Below are 16,712 nucleotides of genomic sequence, written 5' to 3' on the forward strand. Positions count from 1 at the left end.
CCCCGTCACCCCTTCTCCCCTTCTCCCCTTCTCCCAATCTCCCCCTCTACCTGTCTCCCCATCTCTCCTCTCATTCCTCTCGCTGTAATGTGCTGAATCACCCCATTCACCGTAGGCGATTTCATTATCGGCTAAAGCTATACGGGCTTCGAGACATGACTTGCAGTCATCCGGATTCTCATCGGTACAAGGCTTATTCTGATATAGAAGGTAATCGTCGCGGTACTTTCCGGGAGTTATATTGGGCATAATTACGTTTGCGCCTATTTTTATCGCCTTTTCCCTGCCGAGTTTATCAATAGCCTGCAAGGCCGTTGTTGCAGCAATATTCACGTCTTTCATCATAATGCGGAGTATGGCCACCATTTTAAGGGCAAGCTGAAAGCGCTCTTCAAGGGGAATTAATAAATGACGCAGGGCGTAAAAAGGGGTATCTTCATGCTCAAGGTAAGGTCCCATGCCGATCATGTCGATATCAAATTTCTTCATGAACAGCAGGTCGTCTGCTAAGTCCTGGAGGGTCTGAAACGGGAGACCAATCATAACACCGGTACCAACCTGGTAACCTGTTTTCTGAAGATCGTGAAGGCATTTCAGCCGTCGTTTATAACTGTGAAGTTCGTCATTGGGATGAAGCTTTTCATACAGTTTCTGACTGGATGATTCAATGCGCAACAGGTACCTTTGTGCCCCGGCCTCATACCATTTCTTATATATTGCTTTTTCCTGTTCTCCGCATGAAAGAGTTATCCGCAACTTGCTTTGGGTTGCCTTATGGATATCCTTCAGTAGTTTTTCAACCCGGCGGGTGAATCCGAGCGTTTCAAGCTCACCCGATTGAAGGACAAGCGATCCGTAGTTGTTATCGGCGGCAAAGCGTGCGGCATCCAAAATCTCGTCGTCTGTAACGCTGTAGCGCTTTACATGGGGATTGTCATGCCTGATTCCACAGTAAAGGCAATTCTTATGACATATATTGGAGAATTCGATAAGTCCCCTGAAATACACCTTGTTCCCTACATACTGCTCCTTTATCCTGGCAGAGTGTTCGAATAGCAAAGTCTTATCCGGCCCCTGGGTGGATAGAAGGGATACGATATCGGAGCGGGATAGGGATTCCTTATTAAGAATCTGTACTATCTTTTGAGTTGTGCCTGTGCTGGCTGAATGCTTCGTCGGCATAGGAAATTTGTCTTTAACGGTTTCTTATAGGTTGCTTCCCCGGAATGACGCGGGTTGGAACGGGGCGATAGCTCTTTCATAAACCCCCTGCATGTATGCTATGGCCATGCCATAGTTGGTAACAGGAATACCGGCATCGATTGCAGGTTTGAGCCGGTTCACCAACTGTTTCCTCGTAATCATGCAGCCTCCGCATTGCACAACAAGCGCGTAATCGGTAATCGGTCGTGTAATGTGATTCAGTCCGGATACCACGTCAAAATCAAGTTTTCTTCCTGTAAAACTGCTCATCCACCTGGGAATTTTCATGCGGCCGATATCGTCACATGAAACATGGTGCGTGCATGATTCGAGCATCAGCACCCTGTCGCCGTCTTTTAAATCTGAAATGGCAGGAGTGCCATCAAGATAATGTTCAAAATCGCCTTTGTATCTGGCGAGCAGGATGCTGAACCCGGTAAGTGGAATGTTGTCCGGAACTGAGGCATCAGCCTTTAAAATAACTGAAGTATCGCAAACGGCAAGTTTGGGTTTGACAGCGGTTCTTTTCAGGAAAGTATCCAGTTCTCTTTCTTTAAGAACCACGGCAATGCAGTCATTGTCGAGCACATCACGTATTGCCTGAACCTGTGGAAGGATAAGCCTACCCTCGGGTGCTTCAGTATCCACCGGTGTAATGAGCAATACTATATCACCGTAATTCACAAGGTCACCCAGCAGCGACTGTTTACGCCAGGCCGTTTCCGGCATTGTTTTTTTAATTGTGCCGACAAGTTCCTTCAGATTCCGGTTATCGACCGAACTGAATTCGATCACAGGCACCTTATAAAGCTGCTCAAGTTTCGATTTGAAATCCGGATCAAGTGGAACAAGATCCGATTTATTATGAACGAAAAGAAAGGGCACACCTGAGTCGTAAAACGATTCAGTTAACTCCTCTTCAAAGGATCCAGATGCATTGCCGTTGACCAGCAACAAAGCAAGATCGATAATCTGCATTACCTCTTTTGTCTTTTTAACCCTGAGTTCTCCAAGGGAACCGGTATCGTCAATTCCGGCTGTATCGATAATTATGGCAGGTCCGACGCCTTCGATCTCAATCGATTTTTTAACAGGGTCGGTTGTAGTGCCCGGCTGTTCAGATACTATGGAAACATCCTGCCCGGTCAGTGAATTGATCAGGGAGCTTTTGCCGAAGTTCCTGCGGCCAAAAATCCCGATATGAGGTTTATGTTCTCTTCCTTTATCCATTTCTTATTCTACCATATCATTTAATGAAAAACCTTCGCGGATAAGATTTTCAGGTGTAATTATCCGTTCGAGCCTGCCCTGTTCGATTATGTTCAGTTGCCGGTTCGCTTCAAAAATATTTATATCCCTGTTTTTCATTTCACGGGCCAGCAGGGCAGCCTTATTATAGCCGATGTAAGGCACAAGGGCGGTGGTGACTGAAGGATTGCCGAGCATATTCTCAAACGAACCGGATTTGTGAAGTTTTAAACCCGCAATCATATTCACTTCAAGCGAATGATCAGCTGCTATAAGCAATTTCAGGCTTTCTATCATAGCATGTCCTATTGACGGCAGATAAGCATTTAACTCCAGGTTTCCAAGGCCGCTCAGCGAGGCAACCAGGCTGTCGTTGCTATATACCCTGTGAACAGCGCTTACAACAAACTCCGGAATAACCGGGTTTACTTTTCCAGGCATAATGGAACTGCCGGTTTGCAACTTCGGAATTTCAATTTCACGGTTCCTGAAAAGATCGGACGACAGAAGCCTGAGATCCGACACTATTTTCTCAAGATTTACCGCGTGAGCTTTCAGGATAGCGTGCACTTCAACCAGTGCATCCTGGTTGCTTGTGGCATCACTGAGGTTTTCGGCACGACTGACTGGCAGGTTCGTTACCTGGTGGAGAGTACGGGCCACGTCACGGATAAATTGGGACGGAACCGTAATTCCGGAACCAATGGCACTGCCTCCCAGGTTAACAGTTTTGATTCTTTCAGAACATTTTGATATGCGCCACCAGTCGCGCGACAGTGCATCATTGTATGTACTGAAAAGACGTCCGTATGTTGAAGGCACCGCTTCCTGCATTTCGGTATAGGCTATACGAATGTGATCGCGCGAAGCGGATTCGATCTTTTCCATGGCTGAACGCAGGCTGTTTACAGAAGCTTCGGCATCATTCAGGAGTCGCATTATCGCAACACGCAGGGAAGCAGGAATGACATCGTTTGTAGACTGAAATATATTGGCATGCTCAATCGGGTCAATAAGTTTGTAAGTTCCCGGAGGATTACCCGTGAGCTGAAGTGCACGGTTGGCGATGATTTCGTTAACATTCAGGTTAATGCTTGTGCCTGCGCCGCCCTGGACTGCCGGAACAATGAAATGATCAAAATGGTTTCCCTGTTCCACTTCATTGGCCGCTTCAATCAATGCATCAATCACAGATGGATCAATAAGTGGAGTGGGCAGGATTTTTCCGGGGTATTTCTGATGAACCGTTTCAGCGTAATGTTTATAGGTAATATAGCAGGCTTTTTTAACAGAACCCAGAGCCTGGTACCATTCAGGAAAAAACCGCGTGGCATCGGGAAAATTCCGGGACGCACGGTCTGCATTGATGCCGTATAGGGCGTCATCAGGGATTTGCACAGCTCCAAGAAAATCTTGTTCGGTTCGCATGAGTAGTCTGTTAGTCTGTTAGTTAGTTAGTTAGTTAGTCTGCTGGTCTTCTGGTCTTCTGGTCTGCTGGTCTTCTGGTCTGGGACCTATAGGACCTATGAGACATATGGGACCTATCTCCCATTCTCCCACTCACCCATTCTCCCACTCACCCATTCTCCCATTCTCCCACTCACACATTCTCCCACTCACCCATTCTCCCATTCTCCCACTCTCCCATTCTCCCACTCCTTACTCCTTACTTAAAAATAAAGGTCCCTCTCCCCTGCCTTAATCCTCTCCAGCCGGTTCCGGAGTTCGTCGATGCGGACGTTTCCGTTGAGCTGGTTAATATTTTCTTCTATAATGGCATAGCCTTTCTGAGCCACTTCGGGTGATGCGTAATCTTCGATGTATTCGGCAAGCGTAAGCATGGCATTGGGCGAACAGAAATTCTTAATGAAGCCCGGTACTGAGAACTCCATGAAATGCTCCCCGGTTCTGCCCAGGCGGTAACAAGCCGTACAGAATGAGGGGATGTGCCCTGTTTCAATCAGCTCATCGATTACTTCGGCGAGCGAACGGTCGTCGTTGATTTTAAACTGTTCCCTGTTAAGGTCCTGCGATTCATTCTCAACATCAGAGTATGCGCCAAGTTCAATTTTTGTACCGCCATCAATTTGTGATATGCCGTATTTCATCAGTTCGGTGCGAATATGAGCAGGCTCCCTGGCTGTGAGTATCATTCCCGTATAGGGCACGGCAAGGCGCAGAATAGCCACCATCCTGGCGAAATCGGAATCACTTACGGCATATTTAACTTCACCAACCGATGAAGCATCTTTGATCCTTGGAAATGAAATGGTATGAGGGCCGATGTTATAGCAAGCTTCCAGGTGGTTCGTATGACGAAGCAAACCCATAACCTCAAATCGCCAATCGTATAAGCCGAAAAGCGCACCAATGCCCACATCATCGAGACCGGCTTCCTGTGCGCGGTCGAGCGCCGTAAGGCGATATTCATAGTCCCTTTTCCTGCCTGAAGGATGGTATATTTTGTATGCTTCAGGATGGTAAGTTTCCTGGAAAATCTGGTAGGTTCCGATTCCTGCTTCTTTAACAATCCGGAATCCTTCAATATCAAGAGGTGCTGCATTGATATTAACCCTCCTGATTTCACCGTTTCCTTTTTTAACAGAATAAACCGTGCGGGCAGCATCGGCGATAAACTGAGGGCCGTAATCAGGGTGTTCACCAAAAACAAGGATCAGTCGTTTCTGTCCCTGGTCTTCAAGAGCCATGACCTCGCCGATGATCTGATGTGTGTTGAGTGTAGTGCGTACCTGGTCTTTGTTTGACACCCTGAATCCGCAATACTGGCAATTGTTCGTGCATTTGTTCCCTATATACAGCGGAGCAAACAGGACGATACGGTTGCCGTATACGGCTTTTTTCAGGCGGTGTGCACCATCCCGGATCTCTTCCACCAATTCCTCATCACGTGCATTGATGAGCATGGCTGTTTCGGCCAGGCTCAACCGGTGTTTGTCGAGCGACTTGGCAATGATATCCCTGACAATAACCTTGTCCGGTTTTGCATTTTCAAGAAGCATTTCAATTTCAGCCGCATCAATGAAAGGTTTCATAGGCTCATCCGGGATGCGGTATTGTTGGGGATTGAATTTCATTATTTAGCTGTTTAGTCTGTTAGACTGTTAGTCTGTTAGTCTGCTGGTCTGCTGGCCTGCTGGTCTTCTGGTCTTCTGGTCTGGGACCCATGGGACTTATAGGACCTATGGGACTTATCTCCCGTTCTCCCGTTCTCCCGTTCTCCCGTTCTCCCACTCTCCTTCTTTGTCATTCTTTCGCGTATACCGTTTTGCTGGTTATACCATCCAATCGGCCCAGTTGGCCCGAAAGAGTGCTTATTTCATCGTTGGTACCTTCCACAACAAGTGAGATTACGCTGATTCCACGATCACGGATAGGAATGCCCTGACGGGCTATTATCACGGATGAATGGCCTGAAAGAATGGCGTTGAGTTGCTGAACGTTGTCTTTTTCCCGAACAAGGATAATGATGGCTCCGATTCTCTTTTCCATTGGAATTTCCTTTGGGTCAGATTGATTTTTATGGTTCTTTGTTGCCCTTCGACAAGCTCAGGGACCGCGCAGAAAATGATCGCATCAAAGGTAAAAAAAGTTCTGTTATTTTAATCACAATAGAAATTTAATTTGGTGCTTAAAAATAATTTTGACAAAAATTTTCCATGGTTAGCGTATTTTTTACACTAAGTTTGATTGTCGTATGAATTATGTTTTTTATATTTGTATAAGCACCTAACATCTTCACTAATTCTCACGACTTTGACCAGGCGGTTTTCAAATAGTGATGAAACCTTAATCAGACGGCTTCAGGAAAGCGACAAAGAAGCTTTTGAACTGGTATTCAATCAGTTCAAAGAAAAGCTCTATTATTTTGCTTTCGGTTACCTGCATTCATCAAGCGAATCCGAAGAAATCATTCAAAACGTATTTGTTGCATTATGGGAAAACAGGGACCTTTTGAATGATGCTTATCCTATTCGGCATTATTTGTACCGGATCACAGTTAATCATATCTATAATTTCTTCAAGCATCAGTCGGTTAAACAGCGTTATGCCGAACATCTTGTTTTTGAACAGTCGATTGAAGACGATTATGATGAACAGCTGCTGATGGCCAATGATCTTGAGGAAATTGTGGATACACTTGTTGAAGAACTTCCTGTAAGGCAGCAGCTGATTTACCGTTTAAGCCGCAAAGAAGGACTGTGTCATGCCGAGATAGCCGATCAGCTCGGTTTATCCATCCGGTCTGTTGAAAACCAGATCTACAGGGCTCTTAAATACATCCGTGAAAAACTCAGGCAGGAATCCCTTATTGCCGAATAATTTTTTTTATCAGTAAGTGAGTAGTTGATCCCCCGGTGTTGTATTAATTATGGTTAACCACATTAATACAGCATGCTTCCAGAACTCAAGGAACTTCTCCGAAAATATAAGGAAAACTCTTGTACAGCTGAGGAATTAGCACGTGTCAAACGCTATTTTGCTGACCGGAAATATGAATCTTATATAAAAAGGTATCTTCAACAGGACCTGGAAAACTTCACATTGCAGCAGTCATCATCGGTACCTGATTTCAGTAAAATTTTTAAGTCCATTGAATCCAGGATCGATGATTCTCAGATTGTTCTCCCTTCTATAAAAAAACGCCGTTCACCTGTTCGGCAAATTCTAAGGATTGCAGCCATCCTGATTCCTTCACTCATCTTAGGCGGAATTGCCTCTTATTATATATTTGACAGGAAGCCTGACAGCCAGGTAATTGCGTATAATGAGATCAGAACCCCTCTCGGTGCACACTCTGAAGTGGTTCTGCCCGATGGTTCCACAGTTTGGCTTAATGCCGGCAGTACACTCAGATACATGAATGTCTTTAACCATGATAACCGCGATATTATTCTCACGGGAGAAGGTTATTTTAAAGTGGCAAAAAACCCTGCGCTTCCCTTTAATGTAAAGACCGGAGATCTCAATATACGTGCAGTAGGGACCGAATTCAATGTAAAATCTTATGATGACGAAGGCATTATTGAAACCACCCTGGTAGAAGGGAAAATAATGATTTCGCAAAATAAAAAGTTAAGAAAATCGATATACCTGGAGCCCAACCAGAAAGCTGTTTACGTGAAGAACAACAAGAAGCTGACAATCGAAGATCTCAGGGCTGTAAGAGAAACAAAACCGGAAGTTCTTAAACTTAAGAAAGGCATTATCTATATCGCAGAGAAAGTAGATCCTGTTCCGATTGTTTCGTGGAAAGACAACAGGCTGATCCTGAAAGGCGAAGAATTAAGTAACCTGTTAATAAAGCTTGAACGCAGGTATGACGTCAAGTTCATTTTTGAATCCGAATCACTAAAACAATTCCGGTTTACAGGAACACTTGAAAATGAAACCTTAACCCAGGTGCTGGATTTCATTAAACTTTCAGCACCAATTGATTATGACTTACAGGGTAAGACTGTAATCATTTCGGAAAACAAACAGATGACCAAGAAATTCAGCAATCACATGAAAAAGAAATAACCATGCAAAAAGCCCTAATTACTAACTAAAAACAAATGCGTATGAAATGACAAATAAATGAAAAAAGGGAATAGATAAAGATCTATTCCCCAGTCAAAATCAAGTCAAACATAAATTATGCCGGTACAATTTAGCGGATCGTCCGGTATAAAAATGTCAAACCTAACAAACAATTCAAATTTATGAAAAACATTTCGACTGACGAAGTTTTCTTTCCCAAAAGAAAGCTTAAAAAACTAATCCTAATTATGAGACTATCAGCACTTTTTTTAATGTTTCTTTCATTAAACCTGTCTGCTTCTGTGTACTCACAGAACACCAGGTTTACTGTAGATCTGAACGGAAAGACCGTGCGTGAAGTTTTCCAGTTTATCGAACAAAAAAGTGAGTTTAGGTTCTTTTACAATGATGATTTCGCTTATATCGACAAAGTGGTTGATATGAACGTTAAGGATGAAAATGTAGAACAGATACTGGAACACCTTTTCGAATCTTCTGACATCACGTATAAAGTATTTGACAATAACCTGATTGTTCTTACCCTGAAACAAAACCTCCAGCAGGTTGCCGTAAAAGGAACTGTTACTGATGCAGCCAGCAAGGAACCTCTTCCGGGAACCAACATCCAAATCAAGGGAACAACCATGGGTACCACTGCCGATGCAAGCGGCGCATTCAGCCTTGAAGCCAAAAAAGGCGATGTTCTCATTGTCAGCTTCATTGGATATGTAGCACAGGAAATCACAGTTGGTGATGAAACCATGCTCAATATTGCCCTTGCACCGGATGCAACCAATCTTGAGGAAGTTGTTGTAGTAGGTTACGGTACACAGAAAAGGACCGAAGTAACAGGTGCTATCGCTTCTGTTTCTTCTGAAAAGCTTACTGCATTACCCTCAGCAAGTCTTGATCAGGCCTTGCAGGGACGTGCTGCCGGTTTGACCGTTATTGCCAATGGTGCGCCCGGAACTATGCCTACAATGAGGATCAGAGGCATCAGCACCGTTAATGATGCCAATCCGCTCTATGTAGTTGATGGTGTTATTACTACAAACATCGGCAACATCAGTCCTTCTGACATTGAATCTATTGAAGTATTAAAAGATGCCTCTACAGCAGCCATATATGGATCACAGGGATCAAACGGCGTTATTATGGTTACCACTAAAAAAGGTAAAGCCGGTAAGGTTTTGGTTAATTTCGAAGGCTATACCGGTGTTCAATATAGCAATGCCAGATATGATGTGATGAATGCTGCACAATATGAAGAATATGCAAGGGGCGGAGCATTTGCAACTCCTCAAATTTATTCTGATCCAAATAATCTGGTTTACACGAACCGTCTTGCAGGTATTGGTCCTGACAGACCTAATGGTGGCGAAACCGACTGGCAGGATGAAATCTATCAGAAAGGTCCTATGCAAAACTATGATCTTTCCGTTACCGGTGGTGGCGAAAATTCAAGCTTCAGATTATCGGCCGGCTATTTGAATCAACGAGGTATCATTATTAAGACAGGTTTGGAAAGATACAATTTCAGAGCTAACAGTGATTACACCAAAGGCAGACTTAAAATAGGTGAGAATTTGAGCTTATCTTATAGTTCACAAGATCCTTTGGCTGATAATGGCGGTCGTTCACTTTTGGAACATGCCATTAAAATCGCACCTTACCTGCCTATTTATAATCATGAAAATAAAAGAGGCGGGTATCAGGGTCCTTCAAATGATATTGACGGACAGGATGCTGAAAACCCTGTAAGAATTATGGAATTAAACCGTCGTAATCGCAATACCATGGATATCCTTGGTAATATTTACGGCGAACTGGAAATTATCAAGGGGTTGAAATTCAGAACCAATCTTGGCCTTCAGGATCAGAGGCTGGTTGACAATCAGTTCTATCCTTCATACAATGATGATGACCTGACTGGTACTACGCATCGGCAACCTTTTTCAAGCACATTCAAAAACAGGGCTAATTATACTTCTTTCCTGTTTACCAATGGCTTTACCTGGAATACAACACTGGCAGACAAGCACAATTTTGAAGTATTGGCACTTACCGAATATAACGCGGCACATTCCACTGTGCTGAATGCCAATTCACATAATAAGATTACCGACTTTGTTCCTGAACTTAACAATACTGATGTTTCATTGAGTTCAACAACCACTGACTGGTACAGAATCAGTTATGTTGGAAGAGTAAACTATAACTATGAAGATAAGTACCTGTTATCTGCATCTATCAGAACAGATGCTTCATCCAGGTTCGGTAAAAACAATAGATGGGGTACCTTTAAATCATTCTCTGCCGGATGGAATATAGCTAAAGAATCATTCATGGAAAGTATTCCTGTCATCAGCAACCTGAAATTAAGAGGCAGTTGGGGTGAGGCCGGTAATGATAAGATTAAGGATTATTCCTATATCGCAACACTTACTTCAGATATGTATTATGTTATTGATAACAAGGCTGTTCAAGGTACAACCCCGGGTGGTCAGGCTAATCCTGATTTGAAATGGGAAGAAACAACTATGACCAATATCGGTATCGATTTGGGCTTGCTCAGAAATCAGTTTACTTTGACTGCTGAATATTATATGAATAAAAGTGACGATCTTCTCATGCAGGTTGGTAATGTATTGTCATTTGGTGATTTCCAGGGTACGACAAGTAGAAATGCCGGTTCCATGGAAACCAAAGGTTTTGAACTGCAGTTGGGATACAACGATTTCGAAGGTGCATTCCAATGGTCAGCCGGTTTAAATCTCGGTACCTTTAAAAATGAAGTGAAATCACTGGGTGGTAATCCATATATCTCAGGATTTGGTTTTGAAGGCGAAGATCTGAACAGGAATGAAATTGGTCAGCCTGCTTTCTTCTTCTACGGATGGAAATTCGACGGTATCTTCCAGTCAGAACAGGAAGTTCTTGATTACATGGATGGAAGCCAACGTGCAATGACTACATCAACTTCTGCCGGGGACTTCCGGATAAAGGATACAAATCATGATGGTGTGATCACCGGAGCTGACAGAACCAACATCGGAAATCCATTCCCAAAGATGACACTCGGTTTCGATCTGAATGCATCCTTTAAAGGATTTGATCTGAATTTATTTATCAGCGGAGTATATGGTAATAAAATCTACAATACCAATATATATGACTTAGAGGGCATGCCCAGATTGTTCAATGCCAGCCCGAAAGTTCTCCACAGATGGACTCCAACCAGCCCATCAACTACAATGCCGAGAGCCGGAGTGGTAGGAGATAATCTTAAAGCATCTGACCGCTATATTGAAGATGGTGCTTATACCAAGCTCAAAAACATATCCCTGGGATACACCATTCCTTCAAGTATTTTGAAGAATAAAGTCACTAAACTCAGGATATATGTAAGTGCCCAGAATTTAATTTGCATAACCAAGTATTCCGGTTTAGATCCTGAAGTTGGTTCATACTCAACTGCTGGTACGACTTTGGGTCAAATTGGTGTTCCGGTAAGTACTACACAGAACTATGCAAATGGAATTGATGTCGGAAACTATCCTATTCCAAAATCAGTAATTGCTGGTTTCCAGATTACCTTCTAATTTTTTAAACAGATTTATATTATGAAAAGTTTCAAAAAATACTCTTCACCGGCACTACTGTTCAGTGCATTGGTTCTGATTTTTTCCTGCAACCCGGATAAATTGGAACTTACGAATCCTAATGAACTACTTCCTTCAACGTATTTTACAACACCGATTCAGGTTGAATCAGCTGTAAATTCCATTTATGGTAGTTTGCAAACTACCGGTATGTACAACCGTGGTATGTGGTATGGAAATGACAACATGTCTCATGAAAATACATGTAATCCTCAGCAGGAAGCTGATAAACGCCAATGGCTGAATTTCGATTTCGATGCTTCACATGGTTTGATCGAAGCATACTGGAATTCCTGCTATAGAGGCATTAACAAAGCCAATTTTGTTATCAACAATGCTCAGAAAATCAATGATGTCATTCCTCTTTCAGAAATGTCGCAAGAATTGAAAGATAAGTTTTTGGGCGAGGCACAATTCATGCGTGCACTGTATTACTTCTTCCTGGTCACCAAGTTTGGTGATGTTCCTATTTATTATGGAATTGACCAGGATCTCGAAGCTAAAGGTGTTGAAAGAAAATCAGCTTCTGAAGTTTGGGCATTGATTGAACAAGATTGTATTAATGCTGCCGGAAATCTTCTTGATAAATCGGTTGAACAAAAAGGAAGAGCAACCATAGGTGCTGCCTGGGCGCTTTTAGGTAAAGCACGCTTATACCAGAAAAATTACCAGGGTGCTCTTGAGGCATTTAATAATATCACCGGTTACAATCTTGAACCTGTTTATTTCGACAACTTTACTGAAGAAAATGAAAATGGCCAGGAATCAATTTTCGAAGTTCAGTTTGATATCAACGCAGGTTATGGCCAGCAATGGAATTCAGACCGTTCTGATGCAGGTAAAAATGAAGCCACTTTCAGAGGCCAGGAATATGGCTGTAAAAACTGGTTCAATGTTTTCCCGTCACAGGATCTGTGGAATGAATTCGAAACTGCTGCTGATAACGGTGTAAAGACCGATCCGAGACGCGGTTATTGCATCTATCAAACAGGTGATTTGTATAACAACAATACAATGACCATGGTAATTGATTCTGCCGTTATTTATGCTCCGGATGGCGAAACCATTCTTGATCATTATCAGAGAAGAGGCTGGAAAAAATACCAGAATTATTATAAAGCTGCTACTGAAGGTGCTGTTGCAGGAAATGAATCGGGCATTAACATGAAAATTATTCGCTGGGCTGATGTAATCCTGATGAAAGCGGAATGTTTGGCCAATACTGATCATCTTACCGATGCTGTTGACATGATGAACCTTGTCAGACAAAGAGCTGATGTTGATTTGCCTTTATATGGTACCGCAGGCCCTATGAATACCAATTATCCGGTGGATAACACGGCTAATTTTATGAAAGCACTGGAACATGAACGCAAAGTTGAGCTTTGCGGTGAACAGGTTCGTTTCAGCGACCTGGTAAGATGGAACAGACTTTCAGATTTTATTTTGCTTGAGAGCAAACCTACAACGCCAAAGGCCGACCAGGCTAATTTGTCATTTACCTCACCTAAAAATAATCTGTGGCCCATTCCTGCCAGAGAAATTGCAGTAAATGAAAATATTAGTCCGGAACAACAAAATACCGGCTATTAATTTTGTAAATAATATTGCGTAGGTGGTTAGTACGCAAGGGTTAAAGTACACTAATCAATAAAAAAAGGGCGAAGTCAAAAACTTCGCCCTATTTTTAAAACTAAATTGAGTTTAGAGCGATTTCACAACTAAAATCTGAGAATAATGCCGGTAAGATTCCCGATAAATACGTACATCATAATTATAATTTGTCTATCATTTCTTAACAGCAGTTGTGAAAAAAACAAGGCCCTGTTTCACAAAATGAGCTCCGCACAAACTCACATTGATTTCAACAATGCATTAACCGAATCCGATACTTTCAACTACTTCCTTTTTTCCTACATGTATATGGGAGGTGGGGTTTCAGTAGCCGATTTTAACAACGACGGATTCTGCGATATCTATTTCACCGGTAACATGGTTGGAAACAGGCTTTATCTGAATACAGGCAACCTGGAATTCAAGGATGTTACCGATGAATCCCATACTGCAGGAGATACAAGATGGATGCTGGGATCAACGGTCTGCGATATCAATAATGATGGCTGGAAGGATATCTATGTAAGTGTTTCCGGGCTAAGAGACAACTGTCGCAATATGCTTTTTATCAACCAGGGAAACAATGAAAACGGAATACCCGTGTTCAAAGAGGAAGCAGCAATATACAGTATTGATGATAACGGCAAAAGTACACAGGGAACATTTTTCGACTATGATAACGATGGTGACCTCGATTTGTACGTGGCCAACTACCCTATTACATCCTTCAAATCACCCCCCTATTATTACAGGCAGATGATGAGAAATGCCAAACCTTCTGAATCGGGTCATCTTTACAGGAATAATGGAAGCGGACCTTTTACGGATGTCACTGAAGATGCAGGATTGTTGAATTTCGGCCTGTCATTGAGCGCTACCGTGAGTGACCTCAACCAGGACGGCAACCAGGATTTATTTGTTTCAAATGATTTTACAAGTCCCGATTTCTATTATATCAATAACGGCGACGGCACTTTCACCGACAAAACAACAGAAATCACCGGCCAGACTTCCTTTTACGGTATGGGTGCCGATATTGCCGATTATAACAATGACGGGCTAATGGATATCCTCCAGATCGACATGGCACCCGAAGATAACCAAAGGGCTAAGGAAAACATGACGAGCATGAGCCAGGAAGATTTTGATGACATGATACGCGAAGGACTACATTATCAATATCGTTACAGCACCCTGCAGCTTAACCGGGGAATTTTTGCCAATGGAATACCTCATTTCAGCAACGCCGCATGGATGGCAGATGTCACTTCAACCGACTGGAGCTGGGCAGGACTTTTTGCCGATTTTGACCTCGACGGATGGAAAGATATATTCATTACAAATGGTTCGCGAAGAGATATAAACAACATTGACTATTTTAATGAGATCGGAAAACCCGACTACAACAATAAAACGGGAAATATTGACTGGCTGGACAAGGTAAGACATATGCCTTCAAAGCCTCTTGTTAATTATATCTTTCGTAATAACGGGGATCTTACATTTACTCATGCCAGCCAAGCATGGGGAATCAAAGATAAAAGCTTCTCAAACGGTGCAGCATATGCCGACCTGGATAATGACGGGGATCTCGACCTGGTTGTAAGCAATATCGATTCAAAGGCTGTAATTTACAGGAATAACGCCCGTGAAACCAATAAGGGAAATTTTCTTAAGATTTTACTTAACGGGCCTGAAACAAATAAAATGGGCATTGGTGCAAGTGTCACCATATACATAGAAGGTAAACTGCAGAGATCTGAAATGACTCTCTCAAGAGGTTATGAATCCTCCATGGAGCCAATAATCTATTTTGGAACAGGAAATCATCTTCATATTGATTCGCTCGTTGTGAAATGGCCTGATGGAAAAATCCAGGTCATCCGCAATGTGAAAACGAACACTAACCTGGTACTTAATTACAATAGCGCCGAGGTGCTTACTCAACCTGGTATCGACAAGAGACCATTTACTGATATTTCATCCGATCTGAACCTTCAATTCGTTCATAAGGAAAACCTTTTTAATGATTTCGAAAAACAGGTTCTTCTGCCCCATAAACTTTCTTCGGAAGGACCAGATATCACCACCGGCGATGTAAACGGTGACGGACTTGATGATTTTTTCATCGGCAATGCAATTGGTAGCCCCGGAGCTCTTTTCGTTCAGCGGAAAGACGGCACCTTCACGATTCAGGATGGACCGTGGCAAACAGATGCCGGATACGAGGATACCGGAACTGTGCTTTTTGATGCAGATAACGATGGTGACCTTGATATTTATGTTGTGAGTGGTGGCAATGAGTTTCCCGAAAAATCATCACAATACCAGGACAGGTTGTATATCAATACAGGCAAAGGGATTTTCATAAAAAGTACAGATGCCCTTCCGGCAGAAACCATAAGTGGATCATGTGTTGTAGCATTTGATTATGACAGGGATGGCGATAACGATCTGTTTGTGGGAGGCCGTCATGTGCCGGGAAAATACCCATACGCTGCCCCCTCATTCATCCTTGAAAACAAATCGGAAAACGGAACCATCCGATTTGTCAATGTTACATCAACCGTTGCACCCGAACTTGTGAAAGCCGGTATGGTAACCTCCGCTTTCAGTTGTGATATCGATAACGACAAATGGCCTGACCTTGTATTAGCCGGTGAATGGATGCCGGTGTGCATCTACAAAAATACAAACGGAGTATTTAAAAACACCCCGGTCGAAAACTCCGAAGGATGGTGGTTCAGCCTGAAGGGGGCGGATTTCGATAAAGATGGGGATATTGACCTGGTGGGCGGGAATTTTGGATTGAATTCAAGGTACAGAACGGGTGATAAAACATTCGACGTTTATGCGGATGATTTTGACAGGGATAGACGTTCGGATATTGCATTATGTTATTACCAGGGTGAAAAACAGTATCCGGTGCGAAGCAGAGCTTGCTATTTAATGCAGAATCCGGGACTTGAAATGAAATTCCCTACATACAAAAGTTTTGCTGAAGCCACCATTTCTGATGTTTATGGTAAAGAAGCGCTTCAGAAATCATTGCACCTGATTGTAAAAACATTCGCCAGCTGCTTTTTTGAAAATACAGTGAACGGTAAATTCATTATGAAACCATTGCCTGGGGAAGCTCAGCTGTCTGCTATAAATGATATGGTGATCAGCGATATGGATCATGACGGAAACCTTGATATCTTTGCTGCAGGAAACCTCTTTGATATGGAAGTAGTAACGCCGCGAAATGACGCCGGAGCAGGTGTATTTTTGAAAGGCGACGGAAAAGGTACTTTCACTGTTGTTCCTCCGGCGGTTTCCGGATTTTTCGCACCCGGCAATGTGAAATCAATTTCGCAGATTCACCTGGATAATTCAGAAAATATAAAAGCCCTTCTGATTGGAAACAATAATGGACCTATGCAGATATTTAAGTTGAAGTGA

Annotated in this window: 10 protein-coding genes; 5 read left to right on the forward strand and 5 right to left on the reverse strand. The window is 42.8% G+C overall.

Annotated elements, in window-relative coordinates; all coding sequences use genetic code 11:
* The 5 genes from hydE to VK179_20905 form a co-directional block, all read right to left on the reverse strand.
* On the reverse strand, nucleotides 1-1,182 hold a 1,182-nt coding region (hydE, locus tag VK179_20885; protein HLO61219.1), incomplete at its 3' end, for a [FeFe] hydrogenase H-cluster radical SAM maturase HydE.
* Between the two features lie 24 nt (nucleotides 1,183-1,206).
* Complete coding sequence (hydF, locus tag VK179_20890) at nucleotides 1,207-2,433, reverse strand: [FeFe] hydrogenase H-cluster maturation GTPase HydF (GenBank protein HLO61220.1); 1,227 nt, start codon at nucleotides 2,431-2,433, stop codon at nucleotides 1,207-1,209.
* A gap of 3 nt (nucleotides 2,434-2,436) precedes the next feature.
* Entirely contained in the window at nucleotides 2,437-3,879 is a 1,443-nt protein-coding gene (locus VK179_20895; protein ID HLO61221.1) for a lyase family protein, read from the reverse strand.
* Nucleotides 3,880-4,121: 242 nt separating this feature from the next.
* Nucleotides 4,122-5,546 carry a [FeFe] hydrogenase H-cluster radical SAM maturase HydG gene (gene hydG, locus VK179_20900; protein ID HLO61222.1) on the reverse strand — a complete coding sequence of 475 codons (1,425 nt, stop codon included), beginning with the start codon at nucleotides 5,544-5,546 and terminating at the stop codon, nucleotides 4,122-4,124.
* A gap of 169 nt (nucleotides 5,547-5,715) precedes the next feature.
* Entirely contained in the window at nucleotides 5,716-5,961 is a 246-nt protein-coding gene (locus VK179_20905; protein HLO61223.1) for a TM1266 family iron-only hydrogenase system putative regulator, read from the reverse strand.
* Nucleotides 5,962-6,225: 264 nt separating this feature from the next.
* Here VK179_20905 and VK179_20910 point away from each other — a divergent pair, with 264 nt between their 5' ends.
* The 5 genes from VK179_20910 to VK179_20930 all read left to right on the forward strand — a co-directional run bounded on the left by VK179_20910 (nucleotide 6,226) and on the right by VK179_20930 (nucleotide 16,712).
* Complete coding sequence (locus VK179_20910; protein HLO61224.1) at nucleotides 6,226-6,792, forward strand: RNA polymerase sigma-70 factor; 567 nt, start codon at nucleotides 6,226-6,228, stop codon at nucleotides 6,790-6,792.
* A 72-nt stretch (nucleotides 6,793-6,864) separates the two neighbouring features.
* Nucleotides 6,865-7,992: a FecR family protein gene (locus tag VK179_20915; protein ID HLO61225.1), complete on the forward strand. Its 1,128-nt coding sequence runs from the start codon at nucleotides 6,865-6,867 to the stop codon at nucleotides 7,990-7,992.
* Between the two features lie 248 nt (nucleotides 7,993-8,240).
* Nucleotides 8,241-11,594, forward strand: a complete 3,354-nt coding sequence (locus VK179_20920) for a SusC/RagA family TonB-linked outer membrane protein (GenBank protein ID HLO61226.1) — start codon at nucleotides 8,241-8,243, stop codon at nucleotides 11,592-11,594.
* Nucleotides 11,595-11,615: 21 nt separating this feature from the next.
* Entirely contained in the window at nucleotides 11,616-13,247 is a 1,632-nt protein-coding gene (locus VK179_20925; protein HLO61227.1) for a RagB/SusD family nutrient uptake outer membrane protein, read from the forward strand.
* Between the two features lie 243 nt (nucleotides 13,248-13,490).
* Nucleotides 13,491-16,712 (forward strand): VCBS repeat-containing protein, encoded by a 3,222-nt coding sequence (locus tag VK179_20930; GenBank protein HLO61228.1) that lies wholly within the window; start codon nucleotides 13,491-13,493, stop codon nucleotides 16,710-16,712.

This window comes from Bacteroidales bacterium, assembly GCA_035299085.1.
Lineage (GTDB): Bacteria > Bacteroidota > Bacteroidia > Bacteroidales > UBA10428 > UBA5072.